Annotated in this window: 27 protein-coding genes and 4 pseudogenes; 18 read left to right on the top strand and 13 right to left on the bottom strand. The window is 69.4% G+C overall.

Annotated features, from left to right (window positions below; all coding sequences use genetic code 11):
• Nucleotides 1–26 precede the first annotated feature (26 nt).
• Complete coding sequence (locus tag AB0B61_RS46310; protein WP_358446891.1) at nt 27–569, bottom strand: helix-turn-helix domain-containing protein; 543 nt, start codon at nt 567–569, stop codon at nt 27–29.
• Between the two features lie 87 nt (nt 570–656).
• Here AB0B61_RS46310 and AB0B61_RS46305 point away from each other — a divergent pair, with 87 nt between their 5' ends.
• Nucleotides 657–1,403 (top strand): enoyl-CoA hydratase/isomerase family protein, encoded by a 747-nt coding sequence (locus AB0B61_RS46305; protein ID WP_358446888.1) that lies wholly within the window; start codon nt 657–659, stop codon nt 1,401–1,403.
• A gap of 55 nt (nt 1,404–1,458) precedes the next feature.
• Nucleotides 1,459–2,343: an NmrA/HSCARG family protein gene (locus tag AB0B61_RS46300; RefSeq protein WP_358446886.1), complete on the top strand. Its 885-nt coding sequence runs from the start codon at nt 1,459–1,461 to the stop codon at nt 2,341–2,343.
• Between the two features lie 70 nt (nt 2,344–2,413).
• Here the strand turns inward: AB0B61_RS46300 and AB0B61_RS46295 are convergent.
• Nucleotides 2,414–2,929: pseudogene (locus AB0B61_RS46295) on the bottom strand (recombinase family protein); the annotation flags it as partial.
• Between the two features lie 267 nt (nt 2,930–3,196).
• Here AB0B61_RS46295 and tnpA point away from each other — a divergent pair.
• A pseudogene (tnpA, locus tag AB0B61_RS46290) lies at nt 3,197–3,430 on the top strand (IS200/IS605 family transposase); the annotation flags it as partial.
• 40 nt (nt 3,431–3,470) lie between these two features.
• Here the strand turns inward: tnpA and AB0B61_RS46285 are convergent.
• Entirely contained in the window at nt 3,471–4,364 is an 894-nt protein-coding gene (locus AB0B61_RS46285) for a helix-turn-helix transcriptional regulator (RefSeq protein WP_358446883.1), read from the bottom strand.
• 237 nt (nt 4,365–4,601) lie between these two features.
• Here AB0B61_RS46285 and AB0B61_RS46280 point away from each other — a divergent pair, with 237 nt between their 5' ends.
• From AB0B61_RS46280 to AB0B61_RS46255, 6 genes are all read left to right on the top strand, one after another.
• On the top strand, nt 4,602–5,579 hold the full coding sequence (locus AB0B61_RS46280; RefSeq protein ID WP_358446880.1) for an aldo/keto reductase: 978 nt from the start codon (nt 4,602–4,604) through the stop codon (nt 5,577–5,579).
• Between the two features lie 54 nt (nt 5,580–5,633).
• Nucleotides 5,634–6,668 (top strand): alcohol dehydrogenase catalytic domain-containing protein, encoded by a 1,035-nt coding sequence (locus AB0B61_RS46275; protein WP_358446878.1) that lies wholly within the window; start codon nt 5,634–5,636, stop codon nt 6,666–6,668.
• A gap of 211 nt (nt 6,669–6,879) precedes the next feature.
• Entirely contained in the window at nt 6,880–7,176 is a 297-nt protein-coding gene (locus tag AB0B61_RS46270) for a hypothetical protein (protein ID WP_358446875.1), read from the top strand.
• Nucleotides 7,177–7,192: 16 nt separating this feature from the next.
• The gene (locus AB0B61_RS46265; RefSeq protein WP_358446873.1) at nt 7,193–7,903 is read left to right on the top strand and encodes a hypothetical protein; all 711 of its coding nucleotides are present in this window, start codon (nt 7,193–7,195) and stop codon (nt 7,901–7,903) included.
• Between the two features lie 51 nt (nt 7,904–7,954).
• On the top strand, nt 7,955–8,110 hold the full coding sequence (locus AB0B61_RS46260; RefSeq protein ID WP_358446870.1) for a hypothetical protein: 156 nt from the start codon (nt 7,955–7,957) through the stop codon (nt 8,108–8,110).
• An 82-nt stretch (nt 8,111–8,192) separates the two neighbouring features.
• Nucleotides 8,193–8,531, top strand: a complete 339-nt coding sequence (locus AB0B61_RS46255) for a hypothetical protein (protein WP_358446867.1) — start codon at nt 8,193–8,195, stop codon at nt 8,529–8,531.
• A gap of 257 nt (nt 8,532–8,788) precedes the next feature.
• Here AB0B61_RS46255 and AB0B61_RS46250 read toward each other — a convergent pair whose 3' ends face one another.
• The 3 genes from AB0B61_RS46250 to AB0B61_RS46240 form a co-directional block, all read right to left on the bottom strand.
• The gene (locus tag AB0B61_RS46250; protein WP_358446865.1) at nt 8,789–9,076 is read right to left on the bottom strand and encodes a hypothetical protein; all 288 of its coding nucleotides are present in this window, start codon (nt 9,074–9,076) and stop codon (nt 8,789–8,791) included.
• A gap of 149 nt (nt 9,077–9,225) precedes the next feature.
• Complete coding sequence (locus AB0B61_RS46245; RefSeq protein WP_358446862.1) at nt 9,226–10,032, bottom strand: hypothetical protein; 807 nt, start codon at nt 10,030–10,032, stop codon at nt 9,226–9,228.
• 136 nt (nt 10,033–10,168) lie between these two features.
• Nucleotides 10,169–11,719, bottom strand: coding sequence for an alpha/beta hydrolase (locus tag AB0B61_RS46240; RefSeq protein ID WP_358446859.1), 1,551 nt, complete (start codon nt 11,717–11,719; stop codon nt 10,169–10,171).
• A 245-nt stretch (nt 11,720–11,964) separates the two neighbouring features.
• Here AB0B61_RS46240 and AB0B61_RS46235 point away from each other — a divergent pair.
• Nucleotides 11,965–12,156 (top strand): annotated as a pseudogene (locus AB0B61_RS46235) (sigma factor-like helix-turn-helix DNA-binding protein); the annotation flags it as partial.
• Between the two features lie 134 nt (nt 12,157–12,290).
• Here the strand turns inward: AB0B61_RS46235 and AB0B61_RS46230 are convergent.
• Complete coding sequence (locus AB0B61_RS46230; protein ID WP_358446856.1) at nt 12,291–14,618, bottom strand: M28 family peptidase; 2,328 nt, start codon at nt 14,616–14,618, stop codon at nt 12,291–12,293.
• A gap of 214 nt (nt 14,619–14,832) precedes the next feature.
• Here AB0B61_RS46230 and AB0B61_RS46225 point away from each other — a divergent pair, with 214 nt between their 5' ends.
• A complete protein-coding gene (locus AB0B61_RS46225) occupies nt 14,833–15,417 on the top strand; it encodes an alpha/beta hydrolase fold domain-containing protein (protein WP_358446853.1) in 585 nt (194 codons plus the stop codon).
• A 243-nt stretch (nt 15,418–15,660) separates the two neighbouring features.
• Here AB0B61_RS46225 and AB0B61_RS46220 read toward each other — a convergent pair whose 3' ends face one another.
• The gene (locus AB0B61_RS46220) at nt 15,661–16,104 is read right to left on the bottom strand and encodes a hypothetical protein (protein ID WP_358446850.1); all 444 of its coding nucleotides are present in this window, start codon (nt 16,102–16,104) and stop codon (nt 15,661–15,663) included.
• A 146-nt stretch (nt 16,105–16,250) separates the two neighbouring features.
• Here AB0B61_RS46220 and AB0B61_RS46215 point away from each other — a divergent pair, with 146 nt between their 5' ends.
• From AB0B61_RS46215 to AB0B61_RS46200, 4 genes and pseudogenes are all read left to right on the top strand, one after another.
• Nucleotides 16,251–17,087 carry an alpha/beta hydrolase gene (locus tag AB0B61_RS46215; RefSeq protein ID WP_358446847.1) on the top strand — a complete coding sequence of 279 codons (837 nt, stop codon included), beginning with the start codon at nt 16,251–16,253 and terminating at the stop codon, nt 17,085–17,087.
• Nucleotides 17,080–17,694 carry a TetR-like C-terminal domain-containing protein gene (locus tag AB0B61_RS46210; RefSeq protein ID WP_358446843.1) on the top strand — a complete coding sequence of 205 codons (615 nt, stop codon included), beginning with the start codon at nt 17,080–17,082 and terminating at the stop codon, nt 17,692–17,694. The genes AB0B61_RS46215 and AB0B61_RS46210 overlap by 8 nt, the downstream gene beginning before the upstream one ends.
• Before the next feature lie 114 nt (nt 17,695–17,808).
• Nucleotides 17,809–18,249 carry an SRPBCC domain-containing protein gene (locus tag AB0B61_RS46205; RefSeq protein ID WP_358446840.1) on the top strand — a complete coding sequence of 147 codons (441 nt, stop codon included), beginning with the start codon at nt 17,809–17,811 and terminating at the stop codon, nt 18,247–18,249.
• A gap of 253 nt (nt 18,250–18,502) precedes the next feature.
• Nucleotides 18,503–18,574: pseudogene (locus tag AB0B61_RS46200) on the top strand (hypothetical protein); the annotation flags it as partial.
• Nucleotides 18,575–19,007: 433 nt separating this feature from the next.
• Here the strand turns inward: AB0B61_RS46200 and AB0B61_RS46195 are convergent.
• The 3 genes from AB0B61_RS46195 to AB0B61_RS46185 form a co-directional block, all read right to left on the bottom strand.
• A complete protein-coding gene (locus AB0B61_RS46195; protein WP_358447020.1) occupies nt 19,008–19,178 on the bottom strand; it encodes a hypothetical protein in 171 nt (56 codons plus the stop codon).
• Between the two features lie 112 nt (nt 19,179–19,290).
• On the bottom strand, nt 19,291–20,232 hold the full coding sequence (locus AB0B61_RS46190; protein WP_358446838.1) for a hypothetical protein: 942 nt from the start codon (nt 20,230–20,232) through the stop codon (nt 19,291–19,293).
• Nucleotides 20,229–20,777 (bottom strand): RNA polymerase sigma factor, encoded by a 549-nt coding sequence (locus AB0B61_RS46185; RefSeq protein ID WP_358446835.1) that lies wholly within the window; start codon nt 20,775–20,777, stop codon nt 20,229–20,231. The genes AB0B61_RS46190 and AB0B61_RS46185 overlap by 4 nt, the downstream gene beginning before the upstream one ends.
• 502 nt (nt 20,778–21,279) lie before the next feature.
• Here AB0B61_RS46185 and AB0B61_RS46180 point away from each other — a divergent pair.
• From AB0B61_RS46180 to AB0B61_RS46170, 3 genes are all read left to right on the top strand, one after another.
• Nucleotides 21,280–21,558: a hypothetical protein gene (locus AB0B61_RS46180; RefSeq protein ID WP_358446832.1), complete on the top strand. Its 279-nt coding sequence runs from the start codon at nt 21,280–21,282 to the stop codon at nt 21,556–21,558.
• Nucleotides 21,559–21,787: 229 nt separating this feature from the next.
• Nucleotides 21,788–22,060, top strand: a complete 273-nt coding sequence (locus tag AB0B61_RS46175) for a hypothetical protein (protein WP_358446830.1) — start codon at nt 21,788–21,790, stop codon at nt 22,058–22,060.
• A gap of 33 nt (nt 22,061–22,093) precedes the next feature.
• Entirely contained in the window at nt 22,094–22,420 is a 327-nt protein-coding gene (locus AB0B61_RS46170) for a dihydrofolate reductase family protein (protein WP_358447014.1), read from the top strand.
• 329 nt (nt 22,421–22,749) lie between these two features.
• Here AB0B61_RS46170 and AB0B61_RS46165 read toward each other — a convergent pair whose 3' ends face one another.
• On the bottom strand, nt 22,750–23,655 hold the full coding sequence (locus tag AB0B61_RS46165; RefSeq protein ID WP_358446827.1) for an LLM class flavin-dependent oxidoreductase: 906 nt from the start codon (nt 23,653–23,655) through the stop codon (nt 22,750–22,752).
• Nucleotides 23,656–23,766: 111 nt separating this feature from the next.
• The gene (locus AB0B61_RS46160; protein ID WP_358446824.1) at nt 23,767–24,231 is read right to left on the bottom strand and encodes a MarR family transcriptional regulator; all 465 of its coding nucleotides are present in this window, start codon (nt 24,229–24,231) and stop codon (nt 23,767–23,769) included.
• Nucleotide 24,232: the final 1 nt, after the last annotated feature.

Below are 24,232 nucleotides of genomic sequence, written 5' to 3'. Positions count from 1 at the left end.
CAACGGTCTGACTCCGCGCCCGTCGCTCACGGGCGCGGAGTCAGACCGTGGAAGATCAGGTCGAGCAGGGCGGCCGCCTGCCCCGCCGCGTCCGGCTCCGTCTCGGTGACCAGCGCGATGGCGTTCACCAGCTTGAACAGCTGCTCGACCGGTACTCCCGTCCGGACGTCGCCCGCTTCCTGTGCCCGCGCCAGCAGCGCCCGCGCCGCCCCGAACACCGCCGCGCGGCACGACGAGCCGTCCTCACCGAGCGCTGCCAGCAGCGATGCGGCCAGCCCGCGCTCCGTACTGCCCTGCGCGATCACTGCGCCCAGCCACTCTTTTAGCGCCGCGCCCGGCGACGGCGCGGACATCAGGTCTCCGGCCCGGCGGCACAGGGCGTCGATGTGGTCGCGGAAGACCGCCTCCAGCAGCGCCTGCCGGGTGGGGAAGTGCCGGTAGAGCGTGGCGTTGCCGACTCCCGCCCGCTGTGCGATGTCGTCCAGCGGCGCATCGGCCCCTAGCTCGGCGAAGGCGGCCCGAGCACAGGCCACCAGCCGGTCGTAGTTGCGCCGGGCGTCGGCCCGCATCGTCGCCTCCCGGGTTTGCCTAAGTGGGGACTATCCCCGTATCGTACCCGAACAGAAACCGGGGAGACTCCCCGGTTAGGAGGGGTCATGAACTCCCAACCACCGAAGTACGCCGCCCGGCACGCCGAGCATTTCGCGATGGAGCGCCGCGACGGAGTGCTCCTGCTGCGCACGCACACCGGCGGCGGCCCGGCTGTCATGTCACTCGCGCTGCACCACGCGTGGGGCGAGGTGCTGCGGGAAGCGGGCGCAGACCAGGACAACGAGGTGCTGATCCTCACCGGCACCGGCGGCGCGTGGACCGGCGGGCTCGACCCCGCCCTGCGCGAGCGGCCGCCGGCGCAGCGGGGCGAGGACCGCTACGACCTCTACCGCGACGGCATCGCGCTGCTACGCAGCCTTGTCTTCTCCGTTGACGTGCCGACGATCGGCGCGCTCAATGGGCCCGGCTACCACCAGGAGCTGGCCCTGGCCTGCGACCTGACGCTGTGCACCCCCGGCACCGTGTTCGACGACACCCACTTCCGCTCCGGCGCCGTGCCCGGCGATGGCCAGCACCTGGTCTACCAGGAGCTGCTCGGCCTCAAACGGACCGCGCGGATGCTCTACGCCGGGGCCGGCGTCGGCGCCGCCGAGGCGCTGGAGCTGGGCTTGGTCAACGAGGTCGTGCCAGACGAGCAGCTGCAGCCGCGCGCCTGGGAGCTGGCCGCCGAGCTCATGGCCGCGCCGCGCGCCACCCGCCGGCTCACCCACGCCATCATCCAGCGCCCCTGGCAGCGCCGCCTGGTCGACGATCTGGCCTTCGGCCGTACCCACCACCTGCTCAACACCTGACCCCATTCTCGACCCACCACCTGCCCTGTTCTCGACCCCCGTCATCGGAGGAAACATGATCACCGTTCTCGTGACCGGCGCCACCGGCACCCAGGGCAGCGCCACGGCCCGCGGCCTGCTGGCCGCCGGGCAGCGGGTCCGCGCTCTCGTCCGCGACCCCGGCACCCCTGCCGCGCGGGCGCTTGCCGCCGCCGGCGCCGAGCTGGTCCGCGGCGACATGGGCGACCGCGCCTCGCTCGACGCGGCCACCCGCGGCGTCGACGGCGTCTTCAGCGTCCAGCCCACCCTCGGCTACCCCGGCACGCCGCCCGACTTCACCATCGACGACGAGCTCCGCTACGGCCGCAACGTCGCCGACGCCGCCGCGGCGGCCGGCGTCCGCAGCTTCGTGTACGCCTCCGTCGGCGCGGCCGACGCCTCGCACGGCATCGCGCGCTGGCAGACCAAGGACACCCTGGAGCGGTACGCCCGCGACCTGGGCCTGCCCCTGACCGCGCTGCGGCCGGTCCGGTTCATGGAGAACCAGGTTCATCCGCAGATGGGCGTGCGCGACGGCGTCCTGGCCGACGTCTTCCTGCCGGACGTGCCGGTCCAGCTCATCGCGGCCACCGACATCGGCGAGTTCGCCACGCTGGCCTTCACCCGTCCGGCCGAATACACCGGCCGGACGATCGAACTGGCCGGCGACGAGCTGACCATGCCGCAGATCGTCCGAGCCATGGAGCGGGCGCTGCGGCAGCCCATCACCTACCGGCATATCCCGCGCGAGGCCCTGGTCGGCCGCGACGCCGACGCCGTGGCCGGCTACGACTTCGCCAACCACGGCGGCGGCTGGCACGCCGACATCGACGCGCTACGCAAGGAGCACCCGGGCCTGATGGACTTCGCCACCTGGCTCGACCGCGAGAGCGCCGCTGCCTTCACGACGGCCCGCGCCTGACGGCCGCAGTCCGCAGAACCACGCGGAACCTGGCGTCGCCCCGCCTGCGCGTCCGACGCCTTTTCAGGGCTCAGACGTGGAGGTTCCGGTAGATGGTTGCGCGGCCGACGCCGAGCCGGTCCGCGATCTGTTGCACGGTGTACTTGCGTTTTCCGTCCCGGCCCTTCACCTCATACAGCGCCCGGGCCATCTCGACTCCGTCGGCGTCCAGTGCCCGCGGCCGGCCACCGACTCGGCCACGAGCTCGCGCGGAGGCGAGGCCTTCGAGCGTGCCCTCGACGATGAGCTCGCGAAGAAACTCATCGAACGCGCCGAACATGTCGAACTGCAGCCGCCCGGTCGGGGTGGAGGCGTCGATACCCTGCTTGAGCACGAACAGATCGACCTCGCGCCCGCGCAAATCGGCCGCCAGATCCAGCAAGTGGCGTAGGGAACGAGCTGCTCGCGACAGACGTGTGATAACGAAGGTGTCACACGGCCGCAGGTAGTCCAGGGCCTTGTCCAACTCGGGCCGCCGGTCGAGTTTCCCGGACGCCCTATCGATGAAGATCCGGTCACACCCGGCAGCCATCAACGCGTCGCGCTGGCTGTCGGGTTCTGATCCCGGGTGCTAACACGACCGGCGTCGGAGTCGCGCTCGTTTGGGGCTCATGACACGTTTCTTTCCGGAACCCCAAGTTGCGGTAGGCCACGCAGGCGTCGGCCACGGCCTGCTGGAGCACCACCGCCGACACCTCACCCAGCCACGCCCGATCAGGACGTTGTTCGGCCTCGGTGATGACCTGCTTGGACAGCTCGCCATCGGTGTGAACGGCAGCCCCTCGGCGTCGGCATGGCGACGCAGCGGAGGGACGTGTGCGCCGACTTCGAAACCGAACTCCGAGAGTTCAACGGCGGCCACGACCACGTCCACCTCCTGGTGACCTTCCCGCCCAAGATCGCCCTGTCGAAGCTGGTCAACAGCCTCAAGGGCGTCTCCTCACGCAGACTGCGGCAAGAGTTCCCCGACCTGGCCGCCCACTACTACCGGGCCACCAAGCTGTGGTCGGGCTCCTACTTCGCCGGCTCCGTCGACGGTGCACCGCTGACGCAGGGTGGCCGCGACGCTGCGCAGCCTACGAGAAAAATCAGCGTTGGTGCTCTTCGACCGTCCGCGCGGCGTGGTGGGGGGTGGCCAGGTCCAGCAGGACCATGGCGTCGTAGTCGCGGGTGCCGGGCTCGGCGACGTACACGGCCAGGCGCTGGCCGGGAGTGCCTTCCAGGTGCATGCTCTGGACGTCGAGGGTGATCGTCCCGACATGGGGGTGGCGGAAGGTCTTGCGCACGTTCTTACGGCCGGTGACCTCGTAGCGTTCCCAGAGCTTGGCGAAGTCGGGGCTCTTGAGCAGGAGTTCGCCGACGAGGTTGGTGAGGTCGGGGGCGTCGGGATCGGTGCCGGCCTGGGCGCGCAGCCGGGCGACGCAGCCGCGGATCTGGTTCTCCCAGTCGGGGAACAGTTCGCGGGCTGTGGGGTGGAGGAACAGGTAGCGGGCGAGGTTGCGTTGCTTGGCCGGCCAGTCGTCCATCCCGGCGTACAGGGCGAGCCCGCCGGGGTTGCAGGCGAGCAGGTCCATGCTGCGGCTGACGATGTAGGCCGGGTTCGGGCGCATGCTCTGCAGCAGGAGCTTCAGGTGCGGGCGGACCGTACGGCTGGGCGGGGGCGGCGGTTCGGGCGCGTAGTGGGCGGCCCGGGCGGCGAGGCCGCGCAGATGGTCGTGTTCGTCCTCGTCCAAGCGCAGGGCGCGGCCGAGGGCGTCGATGACGGCGGGGCTGGGCCGGGTCTCCTTGCCACGCTCCAGCCTGGTGTAGTAGTCGATGCTGACGCCGGCCAGGGTGGCGAGTTCCTCCCGGCGCAGGCCCGGGGTGCGGCGCAGGCCGGGGCCGGCGGTCAGGCCGACCTCGGCGGGGGTGATCTGGGTTCGGCGGGCGCGCAGAAAGCGTCCCAGCTCGCTGCCGCCGCCGTCGTTGTGCTGATCAGCCATGCTTTCAGTGTTACAGCCGCCTGACGCGAACCGCGCGGCCGAGGGGGGCCCTGTCACACCCCTGAACGCGGCTCCCCGGCACAGCACGGTCTGCCACCGGGTGAATGCGCAGAGCACGATGGCTGTTGGTGACGATGCCGCGCCGCTCGCGTTTGGACGCGGCATGACGCCTCGTGAGGGCCCTTGCGTCCCTTCGGTACCCGCCATCAACGTATCGATCCATCGGAGATAGCAACGATGAAGCACATCAAACTGCGTGACCTGGACGTTTCCCGCATCGGGCTGGGCGCGATGGGCATGTCCCACGGCTACACCGGCTCCGGCACCGACGAGGCCGAATCCATCCGTACCATCCACCGGGCGCTGGAACTGGGCGTCACCTTGATCGACACGGCTGAGATCTACGGGCCGTACACCAACGAGGAACTCCTCGGTCGCGCCCTGAAGGGCCGCCGCGAGGAAGTCGTACTGGCGACGAAGTTCGGCCTGATCGCGCACGCCGGCGCGGGCCCGTGGAACCTGGACAGCAGCCCGGCCAACGTCCGCACCTCGGTCGAGGGGTCGCTGAAGCGGCTGGGCACCGACTACATCGACCTGTACTACCAGCACCGGGTCGACCCGAACACGCCGATCGAGGAGACTGTGGGCGCGCTGGCCGAGCTGGTCGCCGAGGGCAAGATCCGCCACATCGGCCTGTCTGAGGCCGGGCCCGACACCATCCGCCGCGCCCACGCCGTCCACCCGGTCACCGCCGTGCAGTCGGAGTACTCCCTGTTCACCCGGGGACTGGAGGAGCGGGTGCTGCCGCTACTGCGCGAGCTGCGCATCGGCCTGGTGCCCTTCTCGCCGCTGGGGCGCGGGTTCCTGACCGGGCAGATCCGTTCCGCCGACGGCTTCGCCGAAGGCGACTTCCGGCACGGCAACCCGCGCTTCACCGGTGAGAACTTCCAGCACAACCTGCGCCTGGTCGACGAGGTCCAAGCCATCGCCGCCGAGGCCGGCGCCACCCCGGCGCAGGTCGCGCTGGCCTGGCTGCTGGCCCAGGGCGACGACATCGCTCCCATCCCCGGCACCAAGCGCGTCAGCCGGGTCGAGGAGAACACCGCCGCCGACGGCATCCGGCTGTCGGATGAGCGGCTCGCGGCGCTCAGCAGCCTGCCCCCGGCGGCCGGCGACACCCACACCGAGGCCGGCCTGCGGATGATGGAGCGCTGACTCACCCGCCTTCAGCTGGGTCCACCACCCTTCCCACAGTCTAAGGAGCACGTCATGCGTGCAGCCGTGATGTACGGTGCCGGCGACGTCCGCGTCGAGAACCGGCCCGACCCGAAGATCCAGCAGCCCACCGACGCGATCGTCCGCGTCGTGCTGTCCTGCGTGTGCGGCAGCGACCTGTGGCCGTACAAGTCCATGCCCGCCACCGACATCGGACGCCCGATGGGGCACGAGTTCCTCGGCGTGATCGAGGACACGGGCTCCCAGGTGAGCGCCCTGAAGACGGGCGACCTGGTCGTCGCGCCGTTCACCTACTGCGACAACACCTGCGACTTCTGCCGCAAGGGCCTGCAGCCCTCCTGCCGCCACGGCGGCCGCTACGGCATCGACAGCGCGGACGGCGGCCAAGGCCAGGCCGTCCGCGTCCCGGTAGCCGACGGCACTCTGGTCACGCTGCCGGTGGAGGAGACCTCCCCGCTGCTGCCCTCGCTGCTCACGCTGTCGGACGTGCTGGGCACTGGCCACCACGGCGCCGTCACCGCCGGCGTCCGGCGGGGCGACCGCGTCCTGGTCATCGGCGACGGCGCGGTCGGCTTGTCGGCTGTGATCGCGGCCAAGCGCCTGGGCGCCGAACAGATCATCCTCATGGGGCGGCACACCGATCGCACCGACCTGGGGCGCGACTTCGGCGCCACCGATGTCGTCGCCGAGCGCGGCGACGAAGGCGCGGCCAGGGTACGGGACCTGACCGGCGGCGACGGCGTCGATCGCGTCATCGAGGCCGTCGGCGCCCTGCAGGCACTGCAGACCGCCTTCGGGGCCGTCATCGACGGCGGCACGATTAGCCGCCTGGGCGTGCCGCAGTACGGGGAAGGCCCCATCGGCCCCGACATGATCATGCGGAACATCACCCTGACCGGCGGCGTCTCACCGGCCCGCGCCTACATCGAGGAACTCATGCCCGACGTCCTGAACGGCACCATCGACCCGGGCCGCGTCTTCGACCGCACCGTCGGCTTGGAGGAGGTCCCCGACGCCTACCGCGCCATGGCCGACCGCGAAGCCCTCAAGGTGCTCATCCGCCCCTGATCTTCGACAGAGCGCTGCCCAGCCGCCGCTCTTCGTACAGACCGAGCCAGGCTCTTCGAACAGGCCAAGTGAGCAGATAAGCCGTATCGGCGCCACACGCTGGGAGATCGAGACCCGCCGACCGCTGGACGGGCGGGTGCGGGCTCTCGGATGTCCGTATCGTGAGCACCGGGCGCGTTCGGTGGTCCGTTTCTCTTGTGGAGGGGTAGCGATGTTGCGTGCGGTGTTCGTACGAACCTTGAAGGCCGGTGTGACGTATGAGCAGTTCAAGGAAGCTTGGGTTCCGGAGGATACGGACGGCTATCCCGCGAAGGTCAGCGTCTCGCGCAATGTCGCCGACGACCGGCAGGTGATCACGGTCCTTGAGCTGGACATGCCCCTGGCCGAGTTCGAGGACAAGCGTGCGGCGCTGACCCGTCCGGACGCACTGGAGCGGCTCGCCGAGATCGTGGAGACGACCGAGTTGGCGGGCCTTTATGAGGGTGTATTCGATGAGAAGGATCTGTGACGATCGCGGGTGAGTGATGTCGTTCAAGGCCGAGCAGATGGCGAGGCTGGCCGAGTCCGGGTGGTCGGGCTGCGAATCCGTGGCCGAAGCGGTGGCGCGGGCCGGGCTCCCGGCGGTGACGCCTGACTACCTGGCGACCGCGTTCTCCGACGAACTGTGGGAGGCCGCCGAGCGCGCGGTGCTCGCCCTTCGGAACCACTTCGCCTCGGCTCGCTTCGCGGATGAGACGACGTACGGGATCCTGCTGGTACCCGACCCCGGCCTGCTGGACACCCGGCGCCCGATGGCCGCGGCCACGCGAGCGGATCAGCTCGGCACGCCCACCAAGGACGTGTTCGACGAGCGGTTGCCCGCAGGCGTCCTCGGAATCGGGCCTGGCAGGTCGTGGACCATGGTCGCCACGATCACTGGTGCTTATGGGCCGTCTCTGGGCAGTCACCACCAGATCGTGGACGAGCCGGCGGCGTCGTTCACGGTGGCGGGCACGGACACCAGGACGCTGATGATCCGTCAGCTCTGGGGCGCCCGAGTCCTGCAAAGCGGGCGCGACCTGCCCGACTGCGAATCGAACGCGAGGTGGACGTTCACGCTGTTCCCCGGCGAGGGCCTCACCGATGGGCAAGCCGAATCCGGCACCGTACTCAAGGGCAAGGTGCGTTTCCGGCTCGGCAAGCCCGACCGCGGCATCGGCTCGGCGCGCGTGGCTCCCGCCATCGCCGTCACTTAGGGCGCCAGCGGCCTAGGGTGACGCACATCCCATAATCATCAAACTAGACATATGGGACGTGAGTCGCGGCGTCGCTATGACGCGGTGCTCGACGTCGAGAGTGGGCTCGAATCGGATCTGCGAGCCAGGCGGGCCCAGGTCACCCCCCAAGACGCCGGGCTCAGCTCCTGCGGCCTGCGCCGGACTCCCGGTCTGCGCCGTGAATGAGGTTCAGGGGGTCCCCCGAGCTGTTGGCGGATCACAATTCGATCTTGTGTCGGTGGATGCCCGGCCATGCCCCCGGCAGCGAATGGGCCGAGTTCCTGACTCCCTCGGCGCCGACTTCGCCATCACGATGGACGTCTCCGGGCCCGACTTCGGCTGGGAGCACTTCGTGGAACAGGTCGGCGTCGCCGGGCGGGTGAGCATCGTCGGCGAACGCACCCGCCTGCCCTGGCGTCAGGACACCGTACGAATCCCGCTGGTCGATCCCGTGCCCGCGTACCCGTTCCTGCTGCTCCACCACCACCAGAACCGTCACCCACTGCTGACCGCGCTGATCGACTTCGTCACCCGCGACTACCAGCCCTTCGACCCGGACCACCAATGGCTCCCCGAACCCGACCGAGCCTCATTCCCTCCTGGGTAACCCCGCCTTCCGGGTAGTCGTGTGGCCGGAGCACCATGGGTCACGACCATCACGCACGACAAGGGCGGACACGGTGCAGCGCATCGGCGGACCAAGAGCTGGGTCACCGACCACCCCAGCGAGACGGCCGCGGCGAAGAAACCCGCCACGAGCGGCGGCAGCCCGGCCAGCCGCTGACCGAACAGCGGCAGGAACGACTCGACCCCCTGCCACACCGGCCGCCTTCGTGGCCGTGCCCGGCGGGACTCCCGCCACGCTCACGGCCCGGCCGCCGCCAGGACCAGCAGCACGGCCATCGCCGGGCTCAACGCGCAGGCCAGGGACCCGGCGGTGAACGTGGCGAAGCCGAGGAGATAAGCGCCGACGTTCCCCCACTGAGACAGGGACCGGCCGGCGAGCATCGTCGCGATCACCATGGCGACGAGGTAGATCGTCATGTTCCAGGCGTAGAAGCTCGCACCACCGAGGTCGGCGACCGCGGTCGGCAGCAGGCTGGCGACGAGGTAGATGTTGATCGCGCCGACGAGCACCCCGCCGGCCAGCACGATCGCCGCCCCGAGGTGTCGCGCCCGAGTAGTTCCCGCCAGGGGGCGGTCTCGACAGCAGGTTGTTCGTAGGTCATGGCTCCAAGCCTGTCGTTGGACCGGCTCCAGAGACTTTCCGTCACTCGCGCTGGCCGAAGAGCGCGAAAGCCTCAAACCGCGGGAGAGAGCGGTGCCGGTTGGGAGCGTGGGTCGGCGAGGTCGTGGGCGGAGCGGGCCAGCCAGATCAGCGTCAGGACGCCGACGGCCCCCATGGCGTTGACGAGGACGCTCGTCTCGTTCATGAACAGCGAGTCCGCCAGCCCCACGAGGAACGGCGCCACCAGGGCGGCGATGCCGTACCGGATGGTGTCCCGCCGCCAGCGGCCGTCGCGTCGCTGCGCGCGCAGCACCAGCACGGTCCAGATCAGGTACCCGAGGCCGCAGATCAGTTCCAGCCAGTCGGGCACCGGCAACTCGAGGGCGTAAAGGACCTCGATGACGCCGAAGCCCGCGTACCCCAGCACACCGGCGCCCCGCGCATGTTCGGAGAACTCCAGGTTGGGCCCCAGCACCGACGTGTACAGCGTCACGACCAGCCACATCACCATGGCGTCGAGCACCACTGCCCACCAGGGCCAGGACGGCAGGACGGCGCAGAGCAGCCAGGACGCCGCCGCGACGTACAGGGCGATCCGCAGCCGCCGCGTGTCCTGGTCCAGCTCGGGCGCCGGCCCCGCCAGCGGCCCGCGCAGGCTCTGCCACAGCCCCCAGGCCCACGGCAGTCCGGCCACGACCAGGACGAGCACGTTCGGCCAAGTGGCCGCGACCTTCTCCTCCGTCTCCGTGAACGCCGTCAACCACCACAGCACACCGAGGTTGCCCACGGTCAGCGCGATCACGGCGGCGACGGCCAGCGCGACGATGTACACACCCGTGGTGAGCAGGGCGGGAGTGGCTAAGACATGACGACGGAACACGTGGCACTTCCTGGGGCGAAAGGGAATCGGACGCCCCACCCTAATGAGCCGCCGACGCGAAGTCGATCAAGCACTCGTGCACGTGTCCGGGACACGTGCACGAGTGCTTGATGATCAGGAGCTCCAGGGGTGGCCGTCAGAAGCGGAACCCCCAGCCGGGCGTGCCGGGCTGCGGAGCGACGGGCTCGCTGAGCGTGCTCACCTCAGCGGGCGGGACCGCCGGGCAACGGGCTCCCTTCGCCGGGAGCGTCTGCGTGAGCAGGTAGGACTCGATGATCTGGTTGCCGCACGCTCCACGCCCCAGGACGATGTGCCCCCAGCCCTCGTACGTGAGCAACCGCCCAGAACGCCCCAGTTGCCGGGTCGCGCCGAGTGCCCACGGGTAGACGGTGGCGGGGTCGTGCAGGGAGTTGGCGACCAGCAGCGGCGTGTCCGTGCGGACGTTCAGGCGATGCTGCGGGTTGGGGATCGGGCCCGGCGTCCCGAGGCAGGCGACGCTCGTCACGAGCGCGATCGGGCTGTACCGCATTTCGGGCGCGATCTTGGCCATACGGCGCAGGTGCCCGGCGAACTCTCGGTAGTCCCGGATCGGCAGCCGGTAGTCCAGGCAGAAGATCTGCAACGGGTTCGGGCTGACCTCCTCCGCGCTGGTCTTCGGGGCGCTGGTGAGCGACATCCGCAATGTGCTGTCACCCGTCGCCTGGCCAGTGTCAAGATCGGCGAGCAGCTGGGAGAGCGCCAGCCAGTTGAAGGGATCGTAGAAGGCGCCCAGCGCCTCGTTAGCGATCATGAACGCGGTCACCGGGACGTCGGGCTCCCCCGGTACGTGCAGTTCACCGCGATCGGCCCGCTCCAGCAGCCCCCGCCAGAACGCCTTGACGTCCTGGCCGTGCTGGAGACAGCGGCTGTCCCGGTCGCACCAGGCCGCGAACTCGTTGAAGGCGTCCTGCGCGCCCCACGTCTCGGTGTCCATGAACGCCTGCGTGCCCAGGCTGTGGTCCATGGTGCTGTCGAGAACGAAGGCGCGGACCCGCTTCGGGTAGCGCTCGGCGTACAACTGGCCGAGGAGGGTGCCGTACGAACCGCCCCAGAACGACAGTTGCCGCTCACCGAGCGCGGCGCGGAAGGCGTCGAGGTCGGCCGCCGTGCTGAGCGAGTCGACGTGGTCGAACAGCGGGCCGGTACGCGCCCGGCAGTCGTCGCGCAGGCGCTTGTTGTAGGCGACCATCCGGTCGAAGTCGGCCTGGCTCTTCATGAGCGGCTCCGGTGCCTGCGTCAGCAGGTCCGTGGAGCAGAGGATGGGGTGGCTCCGGTTCGTGCCGCGCGGGTCGAGACCGACGATGTCGAAGCGGCGCAGCACCTCGGGGCTGAAGCGGCGCGGGCTCGTAAGGACCAGGTTCACTCCCGAACCACCTGGGCCACCCGCCCCCAGCGTGAGCACACCGATCCTGGCCGCCGGGTCGGTGGCCTTGCGGCGGGCGACCCCGACCTGGAAGGTGCCGCCTTCCGGATGTTTCCAGTCGACGGGAACGGTGATCGTCCCGCAGTCCATCTCGGGAACCTCCGGACACGGCGTCCAGGAGATCGCGGCAGGGGCCGGTTCGGTCCGCTCGGCGGTGGCCGTGGCCGGCGTGATCAAGAGGAGCGGGATTGTGAGCCCCGATAACAGGGCGACGAATCTTCGCATGTCCCGATCTTTGACCGCCTCCGGTCAGAAGGGAATCGAGCGAAAGTAGGGACGTGACCTCATCCGCAGGTATGACGGCCGGGCGGATATGAGGTGCCTCACACGGCGTCACAGCCGAGCGGAACGTGTCGTCCATGGGGCATGACGAACTCGCGACAGACCTCGGTGCTGATCACCGGAGGCGACAAGGGACTCGGCTTCGAGGCGGCCCGCCAGCTCGCCGAACTGGGCTGGACGATCTTCCTCCCGACGTGGCCGACGACGCCGTGCTCGCCGACCGCGTCTCGATGGCGATGCTGCTGGTGCTGGAGGTGCTCACGCCGACCGAGCGGGCGGTGTTCGTGCTGCGCGAGGTGTTCGAACTGGAGTACACCGAGATCGCCGAGGCCGTCGGCAAGACTCCGGCCGCGGTACGCCGGCTCGCCCACCGGGCACGATGTTCTACGCCGAGCCGGGGACAACCGATCACGACAGGATGGTTCTGCTCGACATGGACAGGTCCGAACACGCGACGTCCGACCCGTGCTCATCGCGTGCCCTTGCCCGAGCCGGACGGCGAGCGTTCCGGGATCTAGGAGTCGCTGGTCAGGGTGTAACTGCGAGTGACCGCGACGAGGCCGCCATCCTCTCTGGTGGCCGCGACCAGATCAGGGGGTCTGGGGACGAAGCCCGGTACCGCGGTCAGCCCGTCAGTCTCGCCGATGACGGTGAGGCGAATCCGATCCGCTTTCGCCATGCGCAGGGTGATCTGGGCTCCCTGGGCGGGGATGCCGCGGAAGCGGATCTCCGAGGGCCAGGTTCCGGTTCGCGTACCGGTGACCGGCACGCTCGCCGACCCGAACCGGCCGGCCGATGCGGTGGCGTGGGTGATCGGCTGGTCGAGTCTCAGCATCACCGAGCGCGCGCCCTTCCCCGCTGTCACGTGCAGTTTGAGCGTGCCCTCGCTTTGGGCCAGGACGGCAGCTCGCGGGCCGTCGGCGGCGATCACCGGTGCGGGACCGGTCCGCAGCGTGCCTCGTGCGTAGCCGCCGGGCAGCGCGGAGGTGTCGTGGCCGGACACGTACTGCCTGGTCCACTGTGCCGGGTCGGTGTCGGCGCTGACCCAGTGGGCGGTGCGGGTGTCGGCGTCCATGACGTAGGCCAGGTGCGTACGCTGCGGCTGGTCGGCGTCGAAGTCGTCCACCACGAGCCCGGTGGCGACCAGTGCCGTCGCCAGGACAAGGGCCGTCAGGGACACGGGGAGGACGACGGCGCGTTTCGGCCGGATGGCGGGATCGGGCAGGAACAGTTCCGCGAGCGGCACCACGATCAGCCCGAACAGTGCCAGGATCAGCGCACTCACCCCGCCGAGTGCCAGCCCCATCCCGTCGAAGACGTCCCCGGCCAGGGACGGCAGCAGCATCGCGGCCGTGATCGGGCCCAGCATCGCCGCCGCCCACCGCGCCCACGCGGGTCCGCGCAGCAAGGCGGCGGCCAGGCAACCGAGCGCGCCCAACAGGGCCGGCAGGGCGAACAGGAAGGAAGCGCCGGGAGCGAACTGCGCGCACAGCACGCCCAGCCCGGCAAGCCAGGTCAGCGCTCCGACGGCCAGCGCCGCCGGACCGAGCCTGCGCCGCAGCATCAGATACCAGCCGAGAACCGCCAGCGCGCACAGGGCCGCGATCGCCGCCTGGTACGGCCGTGGGCGGTGCAGCAGCCCGCCCATCAGGTCGTAGGCGGGCCGCCAGGCCACCAGCAGTTCCCACAATCCCTGCGCCAGGGCGACCGACAGCGCCAGCGGCACCACGGCCGAGACCGCGGCCGCGATCAGCCGGGGCACGCTCAGCAGTCGCCTGAGGCGGGCCAGCAGCGCCAGGCCCGCCACCGCGACTACGGCCAGCAGCGCCAGCGGCCAGACGAGCCCGGCCGGGTAGGTGATCATGGTGCCGAGCGCACGGAAGTAGGTGGCGTCCTGATCGGAGGTCAGCGTCCGCAGGTCCGCGTCGCCTAGGGCGCGCGTCAGCGCCAGCATGTTGGTGCCGTGATGTTGCAGGCTGCCCCGATTGAGGTTGGCGATGGAGTCGCCCGCGGTGTGATACAGCGAGGAACGCTGGATGTAGGCGAAGTTCATGCCGGCGTAGCCGGCCTTGGTCAGCGGGGTGAAGTCAGTGTTGTTGGGCAGCAGCCGATACAGATCCACCATGGCGGAGTGACCGCGCGGTGCGGGGACGGCGTTGACGAAGGTCTCGACCAGGCGGGCGTTGTCGGCGGTGGTCTCGAACATCAGCGAGGGGCCGCTGACTCCGCGGGCCTCCCAGTTCAGCAGCACGCCGCCGGCTTTGCCCAGGGGGTGGTCGCGGATGAAGGCCTCGGCGCCGAGCACCCCGTCCTCCTCGCCGTCCGACATGAGCAACACGATGTCGTTACGCGAGCCGGGACCGGTGCGCAGCGCCCGGACGGTTTCGATCATCGCGGCCACCGCGGCGCCGTCGTCGGAGGCGCCGGGGCCCATGGCCGCGGAGTCGTAGTGCGCGGCGATGAGCACAGTGCCGGTCGAGCCTGTCCCCCGCAGCCGGCCCACGATGTTGTCGACCTGGCCGAACGTCGCCAGCCCCGCGGCGGACCGGCCGCCGACCGAACGCTGGATCTCCACCTGAAGCCCCGCCGCGCGCAACTGCCCGGCCAGGTAGTCCCTGGCCCGGGCGCTCGCCGGGCTGCCGATGGGCCGTGGTTCGGCGGCGAACTCCTTCAGGTGAGCCAGCGCGCGTTCGGCGCTGAACTGCGCGCTCGGGGCGGCGGCCGGCAGGGGTTGCATGGTGCTGTCGGCCATGGCGGACAGCATGATCACCGCCATCAGGGTGAGCAGGGCCGCCGGCCCGGCCAGCAGCCGCCGTGGGACGTCGAACAACTTTCCGATCATGGCCAGGAGGCTAAGCCCGGCCACTTGCCCCGCGGAATGAGGCGCTCACCCGCCCGTACCTGCGGTTTTCCGCAGCCCCCGGTCGAGCAGGGCAAAGCCTCTGTCGGGAGGAGCAAAGGCGGAAGCGTGGGTGCGCCGAGCGGTGCGTGATCCAGATGGAATGTCCGACGGATGGCGGATGATGTCGTGTGCGGCAACCGTGAAGATGGCTGGCATGGATCCAGAACTGGAAGTATTCATCCCCTTGTTCCCCCGCGCCGACCTGACCGACCCGGTCGCCGAACGCAAGAACTTCGCCGAACTGGCCGCCGCGCTGCCGCCGCCCGACACCGCGGACCTGCTGATCGAGGACCACACCGTGCCCGCCGATCCGGACGTGCCGGTACGGATCTACCGCCCGCACCACCCGCAGGGCGCCATCGTCTGGCTGCACGGCGGCGGATTCGTCATGGGTGACCTGAACACCGAACACCCCTGGGCCGCCCGGCTCGCGGACGTCTCCGGCGCGGTGGTGGTCTCGGTGGCTTACCGCCTGGCCCCCGAGCATCGGTTCCCGGCCGCCCTGGACGACGTCTACGCCGCGCTGACCTGGACGGCCGAGCACGCCGCCGACCTCGGCGTCGACCCGGAACGGATCGCGGTCGGCGGCCACAGCGCCGGCGGCGGACTCGCCACCGCGGTGGCGCTGCGAGCGCGTGACGAGCAGGGGCCGCCGATCCGCTTCCAGCTGCTCAACCAGCCCGGGCTCGACGACCGGCAATGGCGGTGGACCTGGTTGCGTTCTGCGCGCCCTCGCTGACCGCCCTCATCCTGCTCTGGCTGCTGGGCCCACACACTCCGACGGTCCTGATCGGCTCGGCCGCCGCCCTGGCCGCAGTGGTGGTCCTGGCGACCCAGATCATCCGCTACGCGGACGTAGCCAGCCCCGTACAAGGGGGCATGATCGGGCGGCCGTCTCCGTCTCCTCGGCGCCCGCGGTGCAGACCCGCGACTACGACGCACCGCGCGTCGTGACACCCACCCTGAGGGTGCCGGCCATCCGCTATCGAGCCTCAGCAGGAACAGCGGAAACCAGCATGATCCTTCTCAGCGCCAATGGCTGTCCGCCGGTTCCTCGGCCCCCGTACTCGGTCGCTCCGCCTTTGGAGGTGACGCGGCCGCGCCGGAACTCCAGGTCCAGGTCCTCGATGTTCAGGGACAGGAGTTCCTCGGCTCTGGCCGCCGTTTCGTAGAGCATCCGCTCGCGCAGGCCGTGCCGGTCGTCGGTGAACAGCTTGTCCAGCCGGGTGCGCGGGATCGACCGGTCGCCGCGGCGGGCGGGCTTGCGCCGTTCCAGTCGGCGTCCCGGGTTAGTGGTGAGGATCTCCTGTCGTCCGGCCCAGGCGGTGAAGGAAGTAAGCGCGGACAGGTGCCGGTTCCAGGTAGCGGCCGCCACGCCGTCCCACCTGTTCATCACTGCGGCGTAGTCCTCGGGCGTGAGCACCACGGCGGGCCGGTCCCCGGTGAGCGTGGCCAGCCGGGCGAGGGTCTCGGCGTAGCTGTCACGGAGCGCGGCTGGGTGCGGTGTTGACCTTCGTTGCTAACGTTACTAGTCTAAAGCTAATCAAATTAGCCATACTTGTGGAGGACGGCATGACCGAACACCTGAGAATCGGTAAGAACACCATCGCCTTCGACGTGGCCGGGGAGGGTCCCCTGGTCGTGCTGGCGCACGGTATCGGTGACAGTCGGCACTCCTACCGTTTCCTCGTTCCCGGCCTGGTGGCCGCCGGTTACCGGGTCGCGAACGTCGACATCCGCGGGTGCGGTGAGTCCAGCCTCGGCTGGGACGGTTACAGCCGCACGGACATCGCCGGCGATCTGGTCGCCGTCGTACGTCATCTCGGCGGGCCGGCCGTGATCATCGGGCAGTCGATCAGTGGCGGCGCCGCGACCATCGCGGCCGCCACGGCGCCTGAGGTGGTCAGTGGTGTGATCGAGCTGGCCCCGTTCACCCGTGCGCAGCCGGTCGACCTGGGTGGGCTGATCCGGGTCAAGCGCTTCCGGACCGGGTACACGCGGATGGCGCAGGTCATCGTCCGGGGACGCCTGGCGGACTGGAAGAAGTACCTCGACGTGGCCTACCCGGCCAAGCCCGCCGACTGGAACGGTGAGCTGGCCCGCATCGAGGCCAAACTGAGCGAGCCCGGCCGGATGAAGGCCCTGCAGGACATGTGCAAGTCCAAGCCCACCGACGCTGGCGCCCAGCTGGCCCACGTCACCTGCCCGGTCCTGATAGTCGAAGGCAGTCTCGACCCCGACTGGGCCGACCCCCGCGCCGAGGGAGAGAAGATCATCGCCGACCTGCCCGCCGGCCTCGGAGAGCTGGCCGTGATCGACGGCGCCGGACACTACCCGCACGCCCAGACCCCTGATCAGGTCCTCGCGCTGGCCGTGCCGTTCCTGGCCAAGGCGGCCGCCGGTGCCTAGGGCCGGACTCACCGCCGCGGCGGTCACCGAGGCCGCCGCCGCCCTGGTCGACGAGGTCGGGTTCGACCAACTTGGCATGGGCCTGGTCGCCGAACGGCTCGGGGTCAAGACCCCGTCGCTGTACAAGCACGTCACCGGCCAGACCGACCTCGCCCACCGGATCGCCATCCTGGCCATGAACCAGTGCGCCGACGCCATCCGCGACGCGATCCAGGGCCGGGCCGGCACCGAAGCCCTGGCGCGCGGCGCGCAAGCGATGCGAACGTTCGTGAAAGCACACCCCGGCCGATACGCCGCAGCCAACGCCGCCCGCCCGACCGGGCCCGACGACCCCCTCATCGACGCTCTCAACCGGGTGGTCGACTCCTGGGCGGCCATGCTGCACGGCTACCGGATCGACCCCGACCAGCAGATCCACGCGCTGCGGATGCTGCGCACCGTCCTACACGGATTCGCATCTTTGGAAGTGGCCGGCGGATTCCAGTTCGCCACGGATATCGACGACAGCTTCACCTGGATGATCGACTTCATCGACCACGGCCTGCAGGAGACCACGGCCACCCCCACCACCAGCGCCCTCTCTCCCGCAGGGCCGCACCGGGCGTGACGCTCTGACCGCTGCGGACTGCGCTCCACGCCTGGTCCCACCTACCACCGGTAGACCACGCGCTCGCCGAACCCCACCCCCTCCCGCCCGCACCAGCCAGAAGTGGAACCCACCGTGAAGCCAGTCCTCACCGCCGTCATCGACATCGACGCCACCCCGCAGGCGGTGTGGGACGTCCTCACCGACTTCGCCGCCTACGGAGAGTGGAGCACCTTCTCCGCAGCCGAGGGAACCGCTCAGGTGGGAAACAGGCTCACGATGCGCATGCCGGGCATGACCTTCAGGCCCACGGTCACCGTCGCGACGCCTGGCCGGGAACTGCGGTGGGTCGGCACGCTCGGCGTGAAGCAGCTGTTCCACGGCCAGCACTCCTTCGTCCTTTCTCCCAACCACGACGGCACCACCCGCCTGACCAACCACGAGGAATTCTCCGGTGCCCTGGTCACCCTGATCCGGCCCTTCCTCAGAACACCCAAGAATGACGGGTACGCCGCGTTCAACAAGGGCCTCAAGCAGCGTGTGGAAGGCTGCACCGAGCTCGGGCCCGGTGTGTGAGGTGCCGTCGCTCCCGCCCCGGCTAAGGTGTGGCATCTGATGACATTGGTTCCTCGCTGTCAGGCTTGGCGGGCGTAGGACGCGAGGCGATCGGCGAGCGCGATGACGAGGTCGCGCAGTTCATCGGGGCGCTGGATGACAAACGGCCGGTCGAGTGAGGCGAGTGCCGGAGGCAACCAGTCGAGCCGCTGCGCCCGTAACTCGACGCGAGACCCACGGGCGGATCGACATCCTGGTCAACAACGCCGGCTTGATGCTCTTCTCCTTCTGGAAGGACGTGGCGGTCCAGGACTGGCAGAAGATGATCGACACGAACCTGCACGGCTACCTCAACGCGATCGCCGCGGTGCTCCCGCACATGCGAGAGCGCGGCAGAGTGACGACCAGGGAACTAGCCAGGGTTGCACCCTGTGGGGATTTTCCGATCCTGACGGTCCCCGTACGTCCGCTTCGGTGGGGAGTTTTGCGAGGCATCAACGCGCGCACGCGCGATATCCCCGCCGAACAGCGGTCAGGCGATCGTCACCCCGCCGAACACATTGCCGGTCTGCACCACGGCCCCGTTCATGACGTTGTGCGTCTGCCCGTTGCGGGACGTGGCGTGCTGTGCACGCTCATCGTGTGTCATGCACCCTGTACGGCCCTGGCGCCCCATTGGGCTCAATTCTCCCTTACCTCCCGCCACCTGGGAGGATGCGACGATGCAAGCGGGAACGGGAGAACGTGGTTGGTAAGTGATCAGGTGGCATGGCTGGGCTCTACGCGGTGGTCTCGGGGGTGAAGACGCGGACGAGGAAATCGTCGAGGGTCGCGGCCTCGAAGGTACCGTCCAGGGACAGGGCGGTGGCGATCGAGCATTCGCTGACCGCGCACGGGATCTCGGGGATCAGAGAGATTCGGAATGAAATCGGGCGTTTAAGGGGGTTCACCCTTGGTCAGGCCGCTGCCTTTTCCTGCGGCCCGCACACCGCCCGCCCCCGCCTCGGCTACGACCGCGCCCATGTCCTGCTCGATAAGTACGCCGGCCCGTCTAGCGGGGTTTCACTGCGGGAGCTCGTCCGTCCACTCGGTGTTCACCGAGATATACGAGTTGCTCATCGCCGAGCCCCCTTCGGCGGTCAGCAAGATGTTGGCACGCGCCACCCGGGCGGCCTCGGGATCGACGACCATCCTGATCTTCAGGCTCGCGGAGAGCGGGATCAGCAGTTCCTGCCCGCCCTCGACCGGTCCCGCGTTCTTGATCCCCGGCGTCGTGGCGAGGGCCTCGAACGCCGCCGAACGGACCTGCGCGGGCGTCGGCAGCTCCGTGATCAGGGTGATCAGCGGGGAGACGAGCTCGCCTTGCCGGTCGGCAGGGGTCATGGCGCTGTCATACTGGGGAAGCCCGGCGATGCGCTCCTTCAGCTCCTCCGGATCCGCCGGAAGCCGTTCGAGCTCCTCGAAACCGATCTCGGCGCCCATGAGCCTGAACGGGGCCGGGTCCTTGACGACGGCGCCAGGAGCGGCGTACGGCTCGTTCCTGGACCAGCGGTGGCCGTCGCGGGTGGTCCAGCTCTCCTGCATCTGGGGCGCGTTCGGGCCCTGCCATGTACGCGTGATGTGCCAATAGGTCCCCGTGCCCTGGGGGATGTGCTCGGCGCTGGCCGCGGCCATGAGCAGGACGTCTCTGCCCGCGACCGGTACGGCGGCGGGCGAAACCATGCTGGTGACGATCACGGCGACGGCCACTGCGGCGGCGACCGCCATGCCCCGCATCGGCAGGAGCCAGCTGCGGCGCCCGACGGTACCTGCCCGCCACGGCAGGCGCCGGACACCCCGGGGACGGGCAGGGCGCGTTTGGGGGGCGGCTGTGGCGGGGTCCTCAGCCGTGATCAAGGTGAGTAGCGTTTGTGCCTCCGCGTCGGAAGGGTGGCCTCCCGGCTGTCCGGGCGCGACCCGGGCCAGCGCCCTCGTCATGGCGTCGATCTCGTCGGTGTTCTTCACAGCGACCTCTCCGCCGGCGCAAGCCGGCTTTCCGGGGTTGAACGGATGCCCGCATCGGTCAGCGCGCGGGAAAAGCGCCGGCGGGCGCGGTGGAGCCTGACGCGTACGACGTTGCGCGACAGGCCCAGCGCCGTGGCGATGTCCTTGTGGTCGAGGCCCTCCCAGGCGACCAGCGCCAGCAATTCCCGGTCGTCGTCGGGCAGGGCCCGAAATATCTGGGTGATCGCTTCCCGTTCGAGCCCGCTATCGGGGGAGTCGGCGTAACGGTCGGCCATCTTTACATCGAGTTCGGCGCTGCGGGCCTTGCGGCGACTCTCGCTACGGTGGTGGTTGGCCAGCACGTTGCGTGCCACGCCGTAGAGCCATAACGTGGCCTCTTCCCCTGACGGCAGATCGTCCATCCGCCGCCAGGCGATCGTGAAGGTCTCCGCCACCACGTCCGCAGCATCCTGCGGCGAGTCGCAGCGGCGCACGGCATACGCTGTGATCTGGCCATATGTCTCCCGGTAGACGGCCTCGAATCTGGCCAGCCGTTCGTCAGGCACGGGCGGTTCCCATGAGCGATTCCTTTGTCAGCACGAAATACAGACATGTCCCCTATGTGTTGAGCGAGCGCATCATTACGCGCCAACTTAAAGAAGTTTCAGCGTGTTGGCAGCGCAGAAGCGTGTGTACCTCGGGTTCTCGGAAACGCTCGATTTCCAGAGAAGATCACCAGAACGCTTGGCGGGGCCGGTTCTGATCTCCAGGAGGGCTGACTTCTTCTCAAGAACAGGGCCACGCTCTGAGGGTCGGGTTCGCCGACAGCGTGGGGCGACGAGGAAGAGTCTTTGATGGTGAGGCGCTGGGTGAAGTCGCTGGGCTCATCCCGGTGAAGCATCATCCTCGCCAGGGCGGTGTTTCGGTGATCGTTCCGTAGCGGCTCAGTGGTGGCACCGTGTGCGGCACGGATGTCCAGCTGCGTGCCGCCCGCCAGACTGGCCGTACACCGTCGAACACGGAGATCACGATGACCGTTGTCCACCGGGGCCGGCGAGGGCCGGCGTCATGACCGAAGCCGACCTGGACGCCCACGCCCGTGGCCTGAAGGACGCCAACCTGTACGCGGTCCTGGGCACCGCCGCCGACGACGACGACGGCATCCCGTGGACGTCGCCCGTCTACTTCGCGACCGCCGACTACGCCGAGGTCTTCTGGGTGTCCAGCCCCGACGGCGGCACTCCCGTAACCTCGCCGCGCCCTGAGCTGAGCATGGTGATCTTCGACTCGACGGTGCCGACCTACCAGGGCCGGGTGGTGTACCTGTCCGGCCCGCCACCGAGCTGACCGGCCGCGACCTGGACCGCGGTATCGAAATCTACCCCGGCGAGCCCAGCCGGGGCGGGGCCGCCCTGCCGCGGCCGGAACAGGTCGCCAGGAAGCGGCGCGCAGAGCCGTGTCTCCCTCGTCTGCGACACCACACGCCCGAACGACGTCGCCGGCATATCCCCGTCCCGACGATCGAGCCGTGTCGGTAAGAACCTGTCCATTTATGAAACCCGAAGGAGTACCAACCATGTCCCGCGTACGAGTACAGAATTTCGCGATCTCGCTCGACGGATTCGGCACCGGCGAAGGCCAGGACCGCGATGCGCATTTCGGGCACGCCGGCGACCGGCTCCACGAGTGGATGTTCGCGACCAACTGGGGGCAGCCCGGGGGCAGCACCGGAATCGACGACGCCTTCGTCCGCCAGCACGACGACCCGCAAATCGGCGCCGAGATCATGGGCGCAGGAAAGTTCGGACACCCCGGGTGGCACGAGGACCCGGAGTGGAAGGGTGCCTGAGGCCCCAACCCGCCGTTCCACACGCCGGTCTTCATCCTCACGCATCACACGCGCCCGTCGATCACGATGGAAGGCAGTACAACCTACCACTTCATCAACGCCTCACCTGCTGAGGCGTTGGAGGCGGCTCGCAAGGCCGCCGGCGACCGAGATGTCCGCATCGGCGGTGCGACGGTCATTCGCGAGTTCCTTGCCGCCGGCCTCGTCGACCAGATGCACGTCGTGATAGTCCCGATCCTGCTCGGCCGCGGAGTGCGGCTCTGGGACGGGCTCGAAGGTATCGAGAAGGCCTACCGGATCGAGAGCGTCTCTTCGCCCAGTGGCGTCACACACGTGACGTTCAACCGTGCGGGTGTCTAGACTGCCACGGTCCGACTGCGGCCGCGGCGCGTGGACCTTCACCGGTGTTGACCGAGCTCTCGGTCACATCGGCTGACCGCAACTCCCCTGGCGTCGTTTCCCTCTGGCATCCCAGCGTGGAGCACGCTCTGGCCGCCACGCACGGAGCTACGCGCCGCTTCGATGATGCTCCCCCTGCAGCTGCGGCAGCCGCTCGAGGAGCGGGAGGATGTTCGGGCGGACGTCGCGCCGGTGCATTCCGGTACGGCTCGGCGCGGTTCCGCGAGGACGTGGAGGTGGTCGGACTCGGCGTCCGTGAACCCGGCGAGCGGTATGCGGCCGGTGTCGCGCTACTTCGCGATCGCCTCCCGGACGGACGGGACGATCTCCTGGGTCCAGCGGGCCAGCACGGTGAGGTCAACGGCGCCGTGGCCGTGGGAGAAGAGGGTGAAGCCCGACGCGCCGTGCTCCAGCACGGCTCCGGTCAGCTCCTCGACCCACTGGTCGACGGAGCCGCCGAGCCAGCGGCCGTCGCGGTCGCGGGTGTTGGGCAGCGGCTGGTCGGTGATGCGTCCGGGGAAGTTGAAGACCGTACGGATCTCGCTCGGATCGCGGCCGACGGACGCCGCCGCCTCGTCGATGATCGGCCGGGAGGTCCGGTAGCGCTCGCTGAGCCAGTCGGCCGCGTGGCCGGGGATCCAGCCGTCGGCCACCCGGCCGGTGGCGGCCAGGGACTTCGCGCCGACCGAACCGGTCCACACGGGCGGCGCGGCGACGGGAGCGGGCTCGATCTGGTGCACCTGGTAGTGCTTGCCCTCGTAGGTGACCGGCGGGCCGCCCCCCGACAGCAGCTTGACCAGCACGATCGCCTCCTCGAAGGCGTCCACGGCCGCGCCCGGCGTCAGCCGCGGCACTCCCATGTCGGCGATGCGATCCCACAGCCCGCCCGCGCCCATACCGAGCACGACCCGGCCGTCCGACAGCGCCGACAGCGACGTCACCGTCCTGGCCAGCATGGCGGGAGGCCGGGTCGGCAGGTTGGTGACGTTGGCGAAGCCGGCGATGTGCCGCGTACGCCCGAGAATGAAGCCGAGCGCGGCGTAGGCGTCCAGGCGTTCGCCGATGTAGGGGTGGTCGGACAAGGTGAAGATGTCCAGCCCGTCCTGGTCGGCCTGCTGGACCATGCGCAACAGCTCAGGCATGTCATCGATGCTGGAATGCGCGCCAAAACCGAAGACGACGTTATGTGCGGACAACGTGCTGCCTTTCTCTGCGGATGCTCGTCAGCGCACCGTGGTGTGCGGCGCGACACATTGAGTTCGTACTGCGAACCATATTAGTTCGCAGTACGAACTGCAAGTCCGGGTTCAGCGCCGGCGATCCGGTTCCACGAAGACGGTGGGCACCTCGTTGTCCGCCACGACCCGGCCGAGCAGCGCGGCGAGCGTGTCGAGTTCCGCCGGGGCGAATCCCGAGGTCAGCTCCTCCACGCGGCGGCAGGTCTCGGTGTAGAACTCATCGACCAGCTTGGCGCCCCGTGGGGTGAGCGCCACCCGCACCGCGCGGGAGTCCTGCGGGTCGGGCCGGCGTTGGACCAGGCCGTTGCGTTCGCTGCGGTCCACCAGGCCGGTCAGGCTCGACTTGGCCAGGCCGAGCATCGCGCCCAGCTCGCTCATGCCGTACGGCTGCGCCATCAAGACGCACAACAACTGGCCCTGCTGCTGGGTGAGACCGTACTCGCGGGCAGAATTCGCGTACACGGCATTCACCAGAAAGGTAGACCGTACGAGTGCGGCCACCGTCCCGATCTGGCCGTCGACATCTTTACTCACT

The sequence above is a fragment of the Nonomuraea sp. NPDC049158 genome (assembly GCF_040648335.1).
Taxonomy (GTDB): Bacteria; Actinomycetota; Actinomycetes; order Streptosporangiales; family Streptosporangiaceae; genus Nonomuraea.
This window is presented reverse-complemented; position numbering and strand designations above follow the sequence as displayed.

Excerpts from the sequence above, each read along its gene's own strand:
- AB0B61_RS46310 (WP_358446891.1), bottom strand. The coding sequence starts at position 569 with ATGCGGGCCGACGCCCGGCGCAACTACGACCGGCTGGTGGCCTGTGCT.
- AB0B61_RS46305 (WP_358446888.1), top strand. The coding sequence starts at position 657 with ATGAACTCCCAACCACCGAAGTACGCCGCCCGGCACGCCGAGCATTTC.
- AB0B61_RS46300 (WP_358446886.1), top strand. The coding sequence starts at position 1,459 with ATGATCACCGTTCTCGTGACCGGCGCCACCGGCACCCAGGGCAGCGCC.
- AB0B61_RS46285 (WP_358446883.1), bottom strand. The coding sequence starts at position 4,364 with ATGGCTGATCAGCACAACGACGGCGGCGGCAGCGAGCTGGGACGCTTT.
- AB0B61_RS46280 (WP_358446880.1), top strand. The coding sequence starts at position 4,602 with ATGAAGCACATCAAACTGCGTGACCTGGACGTTTCCCGCATCGGGCTG.
- AB0B61_RS46275 (WP_358446878.1), top strand. The coding sequence starts at position 5,634 with ATGCGTGCAGCCGTGATGTACGGTGCCGGCGACGTCCGCGTCGAGAAC.
- AB0B61_RS46270 (WP_358446875.1), top strand. The coding sequence starts at position 6,880 with ATGTTGCGTGCGGTGTTCGTACGAACCTTGAAGGCCGGTGTGACGTAT.
- AB0B61_RS46265 (WP_358446873.1), top strand. The coding sequence starts at position 7,193 with ATGTCGTTCAAGGCCGAGCAGATGGCGAGGCTGGCCGAGTCCGGGTGG.
- AB0B61_RS46260 (WP_358446870.1), top strand. The coding sequence starts at position 7,955 with ATGGGACGTGAGTCGCGGCGTCGCTATGACGCGGTGCTCGACGTCGAG.
- AB0B61_RS46255 (WP_358446867.1), top strand. The coding sequence starts at position 8,193 with ATGGGCCGAGTTCCTGACTCCCTCGGCGCCGACTTCGCCATCACGATG.
- AB0B61_RS46240 (WP_358446859.1), bottom strand. The coding sequence starts at position 11,719 with ATGCGAAGATTCGTCGCCCTGTTATCGGGGCTCACAATCCCGCTCCTC.
- AB0B61_RS46230 (WP_358446856.1), bottom strand. The coding sequence starts at position 14,618 with ATGATCGGAAAGTTGTTCGACGTCCCACGGCGGCTGCTGGCCGGGCCG.
- AB0B61_RS46225 (WP_358446853.1), top strand. The coding sequence starts at position 14,833 with ATGGATCCAGAACTGGAAGTATTCATCCCCTTGTTCCCCCGCGCCGAC.
- AB0B61_RS46215 (WP_358446847.1), top strand. The coding sequence starts at position 16,251 with ATGACCGAACACCTGAGAATCGGTAAGAACACCATCGCCTTCGACGTG.
- AB0B61_RS46180 (WP_358446832.1), top strand. The coding sequence starts at position 21,280 with ATGACCGAAGCCGACCTGGACGCCCACGCCCGTGGCCTGAAGGACGCC.
- AB0B61_RS46175 (WP_358446830.1), top strand. The coding sequence starts at position 21,788 with ATGTCCCGCGTACGAGTACAGAATTTCGCGATCTCGCTCGACGGATTC.